A 13312-nucleotide genomic window follows, 5' to 3' on the forward strand; every position below is an offset into this window, starting at 1 on the left:
AGTCTTGACGTTCACCGTGGCGAGCTGAATCCGTTCAGCCCCAGGCGTTCGCGCGGCTCGTCCCGATCGCCGTGCCCAGAACCGCGAGGTCACGCGGGTTGACGGGGCTCAGTCCGGTGAGCTCCTCGATCTGCCACAACCGGTAGTCGATGGTGCTGCGGTGGATGAACAGCTTCCTGACAGCTACCGCCCGGTTGCCGTCGGCCTCCAGCAACGCCAGCACGGTCTCCACGAGAACGGGGTTCGCGAGCAGCGGCGCGACGACCTTGTCCAGCTCGTCGCGGACCTCCGGCGTCTGGGTCATCGCGCTCTCGAACAGCACGTCGTCGATCCGGTAGACACCCGGCGGCCGGGCGAGCGACGACACGAGCGCGTCGATCTCGTCCACCTCCCTGCGCGCCAGGGGAACGCGGGCGGCAGGCCGTTCCGCGACGCACAGCCACACCTCGCCACCGATCTCGGCGCACACCTCCCGGCACAACGCCAGGGCGGCCATTTCGGAGACCGGCAGCAGCAGGTGACCGGACGACGCCCGCAGCACCGTGCCGTGCCGACGGAAAGCGTTTACCACTCTGTCCACCAAGGTTCCGCGCACCGAGACGACGGTGTAGAACGCGGCCGCGCCATCAGGTGCGTCACCGGCGAGCACCGCGTCCGCCGGCCCGTCGTCGGCGGCGCAGAACGACGACATCAGCTCGGCGGCCAGCGCGGTTCCGGCGGCGGCCAGCGCACGGGCGTCACCGCCGTCGTCCAGCATGGCCTCGGTCAGCAACCTGTCGGTGGACCGCAAGGCCACGACCACGTGCGCGACCGGGACCTTCGCCGAACGCAGCCGGGAGCCGACGCGGTGCGCCACCGCCACGGCGGCGTCCTCCCAGCCGTCGGCGTCAGCGGCGGCGGCTCGGTAGACGGCGAGGAACTCCTCGTGCAGCAGACGACCGACGTCGAAGAGCACGCGTCCCTCCCCTCTTTCGCACCGATGAAGGATTTCAGCGCGGGCAGTGGGGAAACCCCCAGCGTTCTCCAGCGGCACGCCAGTTCCCGCGACCCTAACGTCGGGTGCATGGCACCTCAGCTGCTCGCCCCGGCGCGGCCGCCGATCCTCTCGCCGTCGAACGAGGCCTGGCGCCAGTTCGCGCAGGCCCTCGCCCCCGTCGAGTTCGGCCGCGGCGACGTCCTGTTGCGGCTCGGGGTCCCCGCCGACGACCTGATCGTCCTGCGGTCGGGCAAGGCGAAGACGTGCTGTGCCTCCCCCGACGGCCGCGAGCTGGTGCTGGACTTCCACTGCGCGGGCGATCTCCTGGTGGAACCGACGCTGTTCGACGCGGCACCGTCGGTGTCGACGACGGTCGCGATCACCGACGTGCGGGCGGGCCGGATCTCGCGGGCGGACCTGACGCAGTGGCTCGCGCTGTGCCCGGAGATCACCGAACGACTGCTGGGCCAGATCGCCCGCCGGCAGCGCGAGTCGCACCAGATGCGCATGGACCTCGTGCAGATGGACGCCCCCGCGCGTCTCGCGAAAGCGTTGCTGCGCCTGGCCGGACGGTTCGGCACCGACCGCCGCGGCGCGGTGCTGATGATCGAGGACCTCACCCAGGAGGAACTCGGCCAGTACGTCGGATCGCGCCGCGACACCGTCAACAAGACGCTCTCGGACTTCGCCCAGCGCGGCTGGATCTCGATCGAGCGCAAGAGCATCTTCCTCACCGACCCGGCCCAGCTGTCCCGCCGGGTCCGCGTGGGCATGCCCGCTGTGCCTTCGCAGCGCTGATCCGACAACGCAGGGAGATCCTCACGTGACAACAGAAACTCGGACCAGCACGGGCAAGGTCGTGCTCGGAGTCGTGGCCGCGATCGTGCTGGCCTCGATCGGCAACGCCGTCGTGTCGTACCTGGCGCAGGCGCTGGGCGCCGACCCGAACGCCGTCGAAGGCCTGAAACCCCAGGGCTACGTCGTGCTGACCGCGCTGGGGGTGATCATCGCCGCGATCGCGTGGGCGACGATCCGCAAGCGCGCCAAGGATCCCGCGCGGACGCTCGGCAAGCTGGTCCCGATCGTGGTCGTGGTGTCGTTCCTCGCCGACGTCCCGGTCTTCTTCCTGCCGGGTGCGAGCATCGTCGGCGTGCTCGCGCTGATGGTCATGCACGTCGTCGTGGCAGCGGTGTCCGTGCCGATCTTCCGCCGGGTCCTTCCGGTCTAGCAGCACCGAGAACGGCCGGGAGGGCATGTCCTCCCGGCCGTTTTCGCGTTCATTCCGAAAGACTGAGCTCCGGCCACACCAGCGACGTGGCGCCCCACGTGAGGCCACCGCCGAACGCCGTGAGCAGCACCTTCTGCCCCGCCTCCAGCTCCCCCGACCGCACACCGTGCGCGAGGGCCAGCGGGATCGAGGCGGCGGAGGTGTTGCCGACGTCGGTGATGTTGGAGATGAACTTGTCGCGCGGGACCTCGAGTTCCGCCGACACCGCGTCCAGGATCCGCGTGTTGGCCTGGTGCGCGATCACTCTGTCCACATCGGACGCGACCCAGCCCTGCCGCTTGATCGCGTTGCGCGACGCGGCGGACATGCGCGCGACCGCGTTCGCGAAGACCTCCCGGCCCTCCATCTGGAAGAACTTGTCGCCGTGCGGCACGATGTCGCGCGACGACCGCTGCCTCGAGCCACCTGCAGGCACGGTGATCAGGTCGGACAGGTCGCCGTCGGAGCCGAGGTCGAACGGCCCGAGCGCGCCCGGTTCGTCCGGGGATCCCGCCCGCAGCACCACCGCGCCCGCGCCGTCGCCGAAGATGACGGACGTGGTGCGGTCCTGCGGGTTGAGGATCGTGGAGTAGGCGTCGCCGCCGATCATGATGAGGCTGTCCACGATGCCGGCCGTGATCAGCCCGGCGCCGACGCCCAGCCCGTACACGAACCCCGTGCACACGGCCGCGATGTCGAACGCCGGGACGTCGATCAGTCCCAGCCTCGACGCGATCTCCGGAGCCGTCGCGGGACAGGGCCGATCCGGTGTCGTCGTCGCGAGGATCACCGCTCCCGCGCCCGGCACGCCCGCCGACCGCAGTGCCCGCCGCGCCGCCTCGACCGACAGGTCCGAGGTCGCCATGCCGGGTTCGACCACGTGTCTCGTGGCGACCCCGATCCGCGATCTGATCCACTCGTCGGTCGTGTCCAGCCTGGCTGTCAGTTCGTCGTTGGTGACCACCCGCGGCGGGAGCCATGACCCGAGTCCCGCGACCACCGCTGCGCGCATTCTCCGACCTTCCTCACCGTTCGTCAGCCAGGACTTCCGGGAGGAAGCGGCTGGGAAACCCTTGGAACACCACGGGACGCTGGAACCGTTCGACGGCCCGCACGCCTACGGAGGTGTGGAACGGCGACGTGGTCGCGGGCCAGGGACCGCCGTGGTGCATGGCCGGGGTCGTCGCGATGTCGTTGGGCCACTGGTTCCACACGATCCGCCCGGCACGCCCGGTCAGTTCGCTGACCAGTTCGGGCAGAACGTCGTCGTCCTCGCCGTGCACGGTCGCGGTCAGCTGTCCCGGCAACGTGGCGGCGAGCTCCAGCAGTTCGTGGCTGTCGCGGTAGGTCACCACGACGGACACGGGCCCGAAGCACTCGCTGAGCACCTCGTCGTGGCCGTTCAGGACGTCGGTGGCGGTGGTGCGCAACAGGGTCGGCGCGTGCCCACCCGCCACGGAGCCACCCGCGACGAGCACGTCGAGGAACTCCGTCAACGCCTCCACACCGGTCTCGAACCGCTTCGCCACGAGCTTGTTGAACAACGGCTCCGCCCGCAACGCGCGCACCTCGGCGGCGACGTCGTCAGCGAAAGCCTCTGGTACGACGAGAAGTCCGGGTTTCGTGCAGAGCTGCCCGCTCTGCTGCGCCAGCGCCTGGGCGAACCCGCGCGCGATCTCCCGGCCGCGCCTGCGAGCGGCCTGAGCGGTCACGAACACCGGGTTCACGCTGCCGAACCCGCCGTAGAACGGGATCGGCTCGGGCCGGGTCGCGGCGAGGTGGTGCAGTTCGCGGCCCACGCGGCTGCTGCCGATGAACGCGACGGCCTTGATCCGCGGGTCGAGCACGAGCTGACGAGCGCGGCGCTGCCCGTGCACGAGCGCGAACACGCCCTTGGGCAGCACTGCCTCGACGATCTCGGCCGTGCGGTCGGCGAGATCGGGATAGCTGTGGCTCGCCTTCACCACGACCGGGCACCCGGCGGCCAGTGCCGACGCGGTGTCGCTGCCGGCCACGGAGAACGCGAACGGGTACGAGGTGGATCCGAAGACGGCGACCGGTCCGAGCGGCACCAGCATGCGGCGCAGGTCCGGCCTCGGTCCGGCCGGCCACGACGGGTCCTCGCGGTCGACGACGACCCCGTTGACCGCGCCCGAGCGCAGGTGGGCGGCGAACGAGCGCAGCTGGAAGGTGGTGCGGGCCACCTCCGCGCGCAGGCCCTCGCCGGGGAGCCTGCACTCCCACTCGGCCAGCGCGACCAGGTCGCCGGTCTCGCGGTCGAGCGCCTCGGCGACGGCGTCGAGTGCCGCCGCCCGCTCGTCCGGCCGGGTCGTGCCCCACTCACGGGCGGCCTCCGCCGCCCGGTCGAGGATCTCCTCCACGACGGCCTACTTGATGTAGTCGGCGGAGACCCGGGGCGGCCAGCTGGCGACGCTGAGCACGCCGAGGCTGTAGGCGCGCGAGACGAGCGCGGCGCGGTTGGGGGCCTTGAGCTTCTTGAGCATCGTGCCGACGTGGTACTCGACGCCCTGGCGCGACAGGAACAGCCGCGACGCGAGGCGCACGGTCGATTCGCCGGTGGCGATGCCCTCCAGGATGCGGGCGTCGAGGTCGGTGAGGATGCGGTTGCGGTCGACCACGACGGCGTTGGGCTGCTCGCCCTTCTCCGGGTTCACGACGACGACGAACTGCACCAGGCCGCCGTGCACGTCGTGGACGGCGATGCCGGTGATGTCGCCGGTGAAGACGGCGTGGCGCGGGCCGATGCCGGCGAGGTGCTCGACGAAGCGCTGGCGGCGGCCCTCGACGAGGCGGTCGAACTGCTTGCGCATCGGACCGTGCACGCCGGGGTGCAGCAGCTCGTAGAAGCTGCGGCCGAGCAGTGACTCGCGGGAGTGGCCGAACTGGGTCACGAAGTCGTCGTTGGCCTCGACCACGCGCAGCTGCAGGTCGAGACGAGCGAGGCAGAGACCAGAGCGTTCGAGCAGGGAGCGGAACACGTCCGCGTCCGGGACAACGATCGGGTCGGTGGCGAGAGAACCAGCGGCAACAGTGTGCATCAGAGAGAATCCCTCTCGTGCAGAAATGAAACTTGAGGCGGCATCGAGGCGATCTAGAACTATTTCCCGAATCTCACCTTGACACGTTGAATCGTAGGAAGATCTGCCGAACCCGGTCAACGAGGTGTGAGGGGTGGCCCCTAATGTTGTGGTAGGGGTGGGCCGGGGGTTCGGGGAGGCGTCCGCGTATTTCGGTAGGGCGTTTCGGCTGCGTCTCACCTGATGACGCGATACGGCCCTGAACTGCGAAGATGCCCGCGCGACCGAGTGAGACGCCACCGCGCGGTAACTGAGGGACAGCTCAACTGTGCGGCACATGCGCACAAGAAATTCGTAGATGTGTCGCCGGTGTTACGCGTCGGGCGGGTAGGCCCTGGCGAGTGCGCCGGCCAGTTCCGTGCGCCGGCGGATGCCGAGCTTGCGGAACGAGTTCGTGAGGTGCTTTTCGATCGCACGCGAGGTCACGTCGAGTTCGTCCGCGATTTCGGCGTTGGTGAGACCGCGGACCACGAGACCGGCGACTTTGAACTCGGCGCGGGTCAGCGCCACGACGATGCCGGGGGAATTACCGTCGAGTTCCTTCGCGATTCTCTGAGCCAGTCTTTCGGCGCCGCTTTCCACCGCGAGCTGATACGCGTCGCCGAGGTGGCGTTGCGCCTGGGGGTCGCCGTCGGCACGTTCGCGCGCGCCGAGGTGCAGCAGCGTCTTGGCCCGTTCGAACGGGTTGGCGTGCAGGACCTCGACGGCCTCGCGCAGCATCTCGAGGCCCTGGCCGCCGGGCGTGTAGCGGCCGAGCACGGTGAGCGCCCGCCCGATGCCGAGCGGCGCGCCCCACTCGACGGCGCGATCCCAGCCGGCCGCCGCCGCTTCTCTCGCGGCCGCGAAGTCTCCGAGCTGTGCATGCAGCCGTGCGACGTACACGCACCACGGCAGCAGCACAGGATTACGCCACCCCACGGCGTCGAACACGCGACCGCAGTCCTGGAGACGTTCGAGCGCTTGCGCGTGCTCCCCCGCCAACGCCTCCCCCATCGCGTGCAGCATCCGGTACACCGCCTCCACGCCCGCGGGTTCGTCGCGATCGGGCCGGGAGGCGAGGAGTTTCGCGATCAGCCCGGGATCGCGCAGGTCCATCGCGACGGCGATGAGCCCGATGGCGGCGGTCGTGGTGTCACCGCGCCAGTCCAGCACGGCGAGGTCGACGGCGCGTTCGGCGGCCGCGCGCGCCTCCCCCGGTTTGCCCAGGTGCATGAGGACGAACGACTGCTGGGCGCGGATCAGGGCCTGCTCGACGGTGGTCGTCGCCTGCCCGAGCGCCTGGTCGAGCCACGGCACGGCCTCGTGCGCGGCGTCGGCGGCGGCGAGGACCTTGATGAGCAATGGCAGCGCGGTGTGCACGTGCTGGGGATGCGGCGGTTCCTGTCGCAGCACGGTCCGTGCGATGGCCGCGACCTCGTGCGCGGGCAGGCGGGCGGTGAGCATGGCGGCGTCGAGCAGCACGATCTGCAGTTCGCGTTCGCCGGGGGTGGCGCCGCTGATCTGCCGGAGGCGTTGCGCGGAGTCGGCGAGCGACGCGGGATCCGAGTGCCACGCATACCGTTGCCGTGCCTCGAGCCGGTACGCGAGTTCCTGGTTGTGGACGAGGCCGGCGGCGACCTGGTCGATGAGGTCGCGCACGGGCCGGGGCGCGGAACCGAGGGCGGTCGGCGCGATCCGCACGAGCGCGGCCGCCCGTTCCTCGACCTCGCGGAACAACGGCACGGCGTAGGAGATGTGACGGACGGACGCGGCGGGGTCGAAGAGCCGTTCGGCGGTGGCGAGATCGACTAGCAGCCGGGCACGTTGCACGGAATCCCTTGCCACGTCCCGCAATGCGCGGCGCAAGTAGCGGGCGGCAACCTCCGGTGCGCCTCTGCGCAACGCCGTTGCGGCCGCCTCGCCGAGCGCCTCGATCGCCCACGGGCCCTGCGCGGAGGTGACGGTGAGCAGCCGGGCCGCGACCTGTTCGGCGGGCCTGCCGTTGTCGTGCAACAGCTTCACGGCCTTCGCCTGCCAGTCGTCGCGTTCGCCGACGGGCATCGACTCCTCGATCGCGTCCCGGATAACCGGCCTGCAGAGCACGAGACCGGCCTGGTCGAGGACGCGCTGGGCCTCGTGCGCCTGCCGGTCGGTGAGCCCGGCGAGCCGGCCGACGAGCTCGTCCTCCCCGAGCACGGCCGCGGCCTTGGCGAAGTCCTGGGCGAACCGCGGCTGGGTGGTGAGGTCGCGCACGAGCCGTTCCTTGAGCCGCGCGGGCCGCAACTCCCGGACGTGCGGGACCTGGTCGGCGGTGGGGCTGGTGACGTGGCGCAGCACCGCGCACAGGAACATCGGGTTGCCGCCGGTCACGGCGTGGCACGCGGAGACGAACTCCTCGTCGGGGCGTTGGCCGATGCGGCGTTCGACGAGGTCGGCGATCGCCTGCGGCGACAACGGTTCCGGCCGGATCTCAGTGCTCCCGATCAGTCCGCGCGCGCAGTCCCTGGTGGCCGCGACGAGCAGCACGGGCTCGCTCTCCAGTGCCGCGGAGAGCGCCATCAGCCAGTGCAGCGACGGGTCATCGGCCCAGTGGAGGTCGTCGATCAGCAGCAGCACCGGTTGTTCCGCGCCGATCGCCCGCACCAGCGCGGTGAGTCCGCTGATCGCGGCCTCTTGCACGGCGAACACCGAGTCGACCGGCGTGTCCTCCTCGAACACGGGCCTGGCCAGGCCGGCCGGTCCGCTCAGCAGGCGCGCGCTGTCCTGAGCCAGCACGGGATCCAGCAGCTGGCGGGCGACGCCGAACGCGAAGTCCCGCTCCAGTGCGGAACAGGTGGCCGTGAGCACGCGGAAACCGGTGGCCTGCGTCCGGATCGCGTCGAGCAGCGCGGACTTGCCGCAGCCGAGCGGTCCGGTGATGACGACCTGGCCACCGTTTCCCTGGCGTGCGCGGTGCAGCGCCTGAGTGAGCCGGCGCAGTTCGCCGGTGCGTTCGAGCAGGATCATCACGAGGCCAGGTAGTCCGCCAGCTCCGCGCGGCTGGAGATCCCGAGTTTGCGGTAGGCGCGGGTCAGGTGCGCCTCGACGGTCCGCAGCGTGACGAACAGGTGGTCTGCGATCGCCCGGTTCGTCACACCGGCCGCCGCCAGGTCCACGACCTTGCGCTCACTGGCCGTCAGCACCGCCAACCCGTCCACAGTGGACGGCACGCGCATCCGCCCGCCGACGCCGAGCAGCATCGTCCTGGCCGAGTCCGCGAGCGCCCTGCTGCCCGCTCGCAACGCCAGCCCGACCGCGGCCCGCAGGTGCGCCCGCGCCTGCCGGGGATCGTCCACGCCCGCCCACCGCTGGCCCAGCAGCAGTTCGGTCCGTGCCTGCTGGATCAGCGACGGCACGGCCGCGAACCCGTCCGCGGCGGCCCTGGCCATGTCCATCGCGCCGAGCCCGGTCGTGGCGTAGGCCTGTGCCAGCAGGGAGAACGCGGCCGACTCCCTGGTCGGCCACGCCTTGGCCAGCCGGTCCGCCTCGCGCGTGGCGGCGGTGGCGTCCCGTCCGGCCAGCGTCATCACCTGCACGACGTCGATCCACGTCGGCAGCGCGCCGGGGTCGCTGAGCCCGACCGCGGACATCACTTTTTGGCAGGCCGTCATCCGTTCGGCCGCCAGCGGGAGGTCGTCCCGCACGACCGCGAGCCAGCCGGACGCGCGCAGGTACTCGCGGTGGACCGGGGTGAGGTGCCGGACGTCGTCCTCGTCCACCTCGTCGAGCAGCTTCTCCGCGAGCGGGGTGTTGCCGGTCTGCAACGACAGCCAGGCCAGCAGGACGATCGCGCGCGGCAGCCGCCAGCCGCCGTCGCGCATCGACTGGACCGCCGTCGCCGCGTCCTGGGTGGCGCGCGGGAGATCGCCCAGCGACATGTGGACGAGGGCGCGCTGCACGAGTGATCGGCAGCGGGCGAGCGAATCCCCGTTGCCGGAGAAGGCGTCCACGGCCCGGTCGAGCACGGAGAGCGCTTCCCCGGCATGACCAGCCACGCGCAGAACCGTTGCGGCGGACAGCATCGACCAGTCGGTGAGCGCCTCCGAGTCGGCGAGGGCGGCCCGCGCGTACCCGACGGCGGCGTCCATCGTTTCCCCGCCGCGCATGACGGCCTCCGCGACGACGCCGAGCAGACACCGTTGTGCCGTCGTGTCTCCTGCCGGAGGTGGCGTGGCCTTGGCGACGGCCGCCGCGGCCACGCGGGCGTCGTCGAGGTCGATCGACAGTTGCACGGCGTCGAGCAGCGTCACCAGGTCCGCGGACAGCGCGGGATCCCTGGCCAGCCGCAAGAACGAGCGGGTGCGCCCGGTCAGCGCGTGCTTGACGGCGAGCGCGGCCCGCAGATCCGGGTCGGTGGTGCGGTGGAACGCGGCGGCGAGATGCTCGCACGCCTGTGCGGGATCGTGCCGGGACAGCTCGGTCGCCAGGGTGACCCGCAGCTCGACGTCGTCCGGGCTGAGCTCGACGAGCCGGCGCAGGTAGCGGGACGCGTCGCGGGGCTGCCCGCCCGCGGCCGCCTCGTGCAGCACCTGCGACATCCAGGGCGCGTCGACGGCGGGCAGGTGGACGAGCTGGTCGGCGACCGCGCCCGCGTCGTGCCCGAACTCGTCCAGCACGACGGCCGCGCGGTGCCGCAGCTCGGCGGCCTCGGCCGGGTCGAGCACGTCGAGCACTCCCGCCCGGTACCAGGCGCGGACGTGGTCGGGCAGGCCGTCGCCGAGCAGGTGACGGCGGCGCAGGGTGGAGATCCCGTTCTCGGCCACCCGCGTGGAGACCCCGGCGAGTGGCCCGACGAGTTCCTCGCGGTCGACGACCACGAGCGCCGTGGCGATGGCGCGCAGGTGTTCCGGCAGGTCGCGCAGCCTCCGGGCGGCGACGAGTTCCACGGACTCCTGCCGCAACGCCCGCGCGGCGCGGATGTCCGCGAGCACGGTCGTGAGGTGGCTCGGGATGCCGCCGGACAGGCGCAGGCACAGGTTCGTGAACACCGCGTCCGGCGGGAAGTGCAGGGTCGTGGAGATCATGTCGGCGACCTGCGGCGTGGTGAGCGGCTGCAGGTCGACCACGTGCGCGCTGGCCAGATCCACGTGCAGCGGCGAGTTCTGCGACAGCACCAGGCTGACCGGTTCGTCGCCGAGCCTGCGCAGCACGAAGTCCACCCAGCGGACGGTCGCGTCATCGCACGCGTCGAGGTCGTCGAGGACGAGACAGACGGGCGACTTTCGCGCCAGCGTCACGACATCACGCCACATGCCCCGGTACACGCGGTAGAAGGAGGCGGCGGAGGTGTCCGTCAGTTCCGGAACTCCCGTGCCGGCCTGGGCGAGCAGCCGGCGGGCGACGGTGAGCGGCAGGCGTTCGCCGCGGCCGCCCGCGCTCAGCACCGTTGTCCCGGCACGGGTCTCGGTCGCGGCCGCCAGGCGCAGGACGGCGGACTTGCCGGAGCCACGGCCCCCGCGCACGAGCACGGCCTGCGCGCCCCTGCCACGGCGAGCCGCGGTCGTGTGGTGCGCCACCGCGGTGAGCACGCTCTCACGACCGAAGAGCTCCGACTGGTCGTCCACCGCCTACCGCCTCAGGCTCGAAGAGTGACCCTGCGCTGAGGATAAATGCCCCAGGTGACCGGACCGCAAACTCCGTGAGGCAAGTGTCAAAGTCTGGCACGGTGATTCCGCATTGTGCGGGTGGCGAATCCACCGCTGGTTCCAGTCAGTGAACTAATACGCCACCACGCGGCCCGGCACAACCCGGTAGAGGCGCGGATTCTCCGGGAGGAACGCGAGTCCGAAGCGGGTGAGGAACTCGCGGAAGGCCGCGTCCACGAAGTCGTCGTCGGGCAGGCCGTCCCACGTCTCGGCGGCGGCCCTCGCGACGTCGACGGCGGTGCTGTCGTAGACGACGAGGTCGGGCAGGTCGCCCGCGAAGTAGCCGCGTGCCAGCGAGATCGGCGACGTGCTGTCGTCGAGGAACCCCACCACGTCCCACCTGCCCTCGGTCGCCTCGCTCAGTGCGAGACGGGCGGCGACCTCGGACGAGGTGGCGTAGGTGACGCGGTAGCCGCGGCGCACCAGTTCCTCGATCACCGCGAGCGCCGGTAGTGCCTGGCCCTGCGCGGGATTGGCGAAGATCGCCACGTGCCGCCGTCGGGTGCCGACCTCCTCGGCCATCGTTGATGACCACCTCTCTGCGAACGACGTGCTGCCTGATGCCGTTGTACCGCGTTCAATGCCAGGGGAATGTCTCACTTTCCTTTGTTCCCGAGCCGGAATCCGCTGCCCGTTTTCTGCCCGAGGTGACCGGAGGCGACGAGCCGGCGCAGTTCCTCGGCGGGCGCGGGTTCCCCGGTGGGAGAGGCGGCGCTGAGCGTCTCCAGAATGGCGAGCGAGATGTCGAGGCCAATGGTGTCGAGGAGGGTGAAGGGCCCCATCGGATGGTGGAACGCCGTGACGATCGCCGTGTCGATCTCGTCGACCGTGACGTCGGTGCGGCCGAGCATCCGAATGGCGTCGTTGAGGTACGGGAACAGCACGTGGTTCACGATGAACCCGACCCGGTCGGCGCAGTCCACCCCGGTCTTGCGCAGCCACTTCACCAGCGCGTGGGCGGTGGCGTGCACGTCGTCGGCGGTGTGGCCGGTGCGGACGATCTCGACGAGCTTCATGGCCGGGGCGGGGTTGAAGAAATGCAGCCCGATGACGTCCTGCGGGCGGCTCGTGGCGTTCGCGCAGTCGGTGACGGAAAGGCTCGACGTGGTGGTGGCGATGATGGCGCCGGGTTTGACGGCGGCGTCGATGCCTTGCAGCACAGCGCTTTTCACGGCCATGTCCTCGGCGACGGCCTCGATGACGATGTCGGCGTCGGCGAGCTCTTCGTAGCTCGTGCCGGCGGTGAGCCTCGCGAGGACGTCCTGGCGGTCCTGTTCGGACATCCTGCCTTTCCGCACGAGTCTGGTCAGCGACGAACAGATCTGCTGCCGTGCGATCTCGGCCTTGTCCGGTGTGCGGGCGACGAGCGTGGTGGGAATGCCCGCCACGATCAGGACTTCCGCGATTCCCCGGCCCATCAGCCCGGCGCCGACGACACCGGCACGGCGGATCTCGCGCGGTTCGCCGGCGCTCACGCGGTGGCGGGGCGGCGGCTGGATCTCGCCGCGGTCGTCGTACCGGTGGAAGCCGCTGCCCGTTTTCCGCCCGAGGTGGCCTTCCTCGACCTTGCGGACCAGCAGCGGGGACGGAACGTAGGCGTCGGAGCCGGTGCTGGCGTGGAGGTGGTGGAGAGCTTTGCGGACCGTGTCGAGTCCGATCAGGTCGACCAGGTGCAGCGGGCCGAACTTGAGGCCACAGCCCAGTTTCAGGGCGGCGTCGAGGTCCTCGACGGTCGCGTAGCCCTCGTCGGCGAGGTTCATCGTGCGGTTGATGCACGCGTACAGCAGCGCGGTGGCCGCCTCGACGGGCCGGCAGCCGAGACTCACGAGCTCGGTGCCTGCCAGCTGGACTGCCTTGCGTGCCAGGTGAAACGCCTCCAGGGAGGCCATGGACGTGCCGATCAGGCTCGCGTGCCGCCCGTACGGCGGCGGGATGGAGTAGCGCAGTCCGACGACGCGGTCCGGCGCGCCGGACGCGATGGCGAGCTTCGCCACGGACAGCGTCGAGGTGGCGGTGAGGAAGACCGTGCCCGGCGCGCACTGGTCGACGAGCTGCCGCAGCACGGTCTCCTTGACGCCGAAGTCCTCCGGCAGCGCCTCGATGACGAGGTCGGCCCGCTTGAGGTCGACCAGTTCGGTCGCGAGGCCCAGCCGGGGACCGCCGAGCCTGTCGTGGACGCGCGCCAGCACGCCGAGATCGCTGTCCACGCCGATCACCTCGGCCCCGTTCGCGAGCAGGACCTTCGCGAGGCCCTCCCCGAGGCTGCCGAGCCCCACCACACCGATCACGAGCATGTCCGTCTCCTAGC

10 protein-coding genes are annotated in these 13312 nt (G+C 71.0%); 2 read left to right on the forward strand and 8 right to left on the reverse strand.

All coding sequences use genetic code 11. The features are described 5' to 3' along the window. Window positions 1-34: 34 nt before the first annotated feature. Window positions 35-955: a PucR family transcriptional regulator gene (locus OG205_RS19220; protein WP_330277606.1), complete on the reverse strand. Its 921-nt coding sequence runs from the start codon at window positions 953-955 to the stop codon at window positions 35-37. 108 nt (window positions 956-1063) lie between these two features. Here OG205_RS19220 and OG205_RS19225 point away from each other — a divergent pair, with 108 nt between their 5' ends. Continuing rightward, window positions 1064-1774: a Crp/Fnr family transcriptional regulator gene (locus tag OG205_RS19225; RefSeq protein ID WP_330277607.1), complete on the forward strand. Its 711-nt coding sequence runs from the start codon at window positions 1064-1066 to the stop codon at window positions 1772-1774. Window positions 1775-1799: 25 nt separating this feature from the next. Next, a complete protein-coding gene (locus OG205_RS19230) occupies window positions 1800-2204 on the forward strand; it encodes a DUF6069 family protein (RefSeq protein WP_330277608.1) in 405 nt (134 codons plus the stop codon). Window positions 2205-2253: 49 nt separating this feature from the next. Here OG205_RS19230 and OG205_RS19235 read toward each other — a convergent pair whose 3' ends face one another. The 7 genes from OG205_RS19235 to OG205_RS19265 all read right to left on the reverse strand — a co-directional run bounded on the left by OG205_RS19235 (window position 2254) and on the right by OG205_RS19265 (window position 13298). After that, window positions 2254-3255 (reverse strand): beta-ketoacyl-ACP synthase III, encoded by a 1002-nt coding sequence (locus OG205_RS19235; RefSeq protein WP_330277609.1) that lies wholly within the window; start codon window positions 3253-3255, stop codon window positions 2254-2256. Between the two features lie 13 nt (window positions 3256-3268). Further along, the gene (locus OG205_RS19240) at window positions 3269-4624 is read right to left on the reverse strand and encodes an aldehyde dehydrogenase family protein (RefSeq protein WP_330277610.1); all 1356 of its coding nucleotides are present in this window, start codon (window positions 4622-4624) and stop codon (window positions 3269-3271) included. Between the two features lie 6 nt (window positions 4625-4630). Continuing rightward, complete coding sequence (locus tag OG205_RS19245) at window positions 4631-5302, reverse strand: PAS domain-containing protein (protein ID WP_330277611.1); 672 nt, start codon at window positions 5300-5302, stop codon at window positions 4631-4633. A 351-nt stretch (window positions 5303-5653) separates the two neighbouring features. Next, complete coding sequence (locus tag OG205_RS19250; protein WP_330278191.1) at window positions 5654-8326, reverse strand: ATP-binding protein; 2673 nt, start codon at window positions 8324-8326, stop codon at window positions 5654-5656. Next, window positions 8326-10923 (reverse strand): helix-turn-helix transcriptional regulator, encoded by a 2598-nt coding sequence (locus tag OG205_RS19255; RefSeq protein ID WP_330277612.1) that lies wholly within the window; start codon window positions 10921-10923, stop codon window positions 8326-8328. The genes OG205_RS19250 and OG205_RS19255 overlap by 1 nt, the downstream gene beginning before the upstream one ends. Window positions 10924-11076: 153 nt before the next feature. Continuing rightward, on the reverse strand, window positions 11077-11526 hold the full coding sequence (locus tag OG205_RS19260; RefSeq protein WP_330277613.1) for a hypothetical protein: 450 nt from the start codon (window positions 11524-11526) through the stop codon (window positions 11077-11079). A 74-nt stretch (window positions 11527-11600) separates the two neighbouring features. Then, window positions 11601-13298, reverse strand: a complete 1698-nt coding sequence (locus OG205_RS19265; RefSeq protein WP_330277614.1) for a 3-hydroxyacyl-CoA dehydrogenase family protein — start codon at window positions 13296-13298, stop codon at window positions 11601-11603. Window positions 13299-13312: the final 14 nt, after the last annotated feature.

The organism is Lentzea sp. NBC_00516 (assembly GCF_036346835.1).
GTDB classification, from domain to species: Bacteria; Actinomycetota; Actinomycetes; order Mycobacteriales; family Pseudonocardiaceae; genus Lentzea; species Lentzea sokolovensis.

What these genes read in the sequence shown, in the direction of transcription:
- OG205_RS19225 (WP_330277607.1), top strand. Translation starts at nt 1,064, where the DNA reads ATGGCACCTCAGCTGCTCGCCCCGGCGCGGCCGCCGATCCTCTCGCCG.
- OG205_RS19235 (WP_330277609.1), bottom strand. Translation starts at nt 3,255, where the DNA reads ATGCGCGCAGCGGTGGTCGCGGGACTCGGGTCATGGCTCCCGCCGCGG.
- OG205_RS19245 (WP_330277611.1), bottom strand. Translation starts at nt 5,302, where the DNA reads ATGCACACTGTTGCCGCTGGTTCTCTCGCCACCGACCCGATCGTTGTC.
- OG205_RS19250 (WP_330278191.1), bottom strand. Translation starts at nt 8,326, where the DNA reads ATGATCCTGCTCGAACGCACCGGCGAACTGCGCCGGCTCACTCAGGCG.
- OG205_RS19260 (WP_330277613.1), bottom strand. Translation starts at nt 11,526, where the DNA reads ATGGCCGAGGAGGTCGGCACCCGACGGCGGCACGTGGCGATCTTCGCC.
- OG205_RS19265 (WP_330277614.1), bottom strand. Translation starts at nt 13,298, where the DNA reads ATGCTCGTGATCGGTGTGGTGGGGCTCGGCAGCCTCGGGGAGGGCCTC.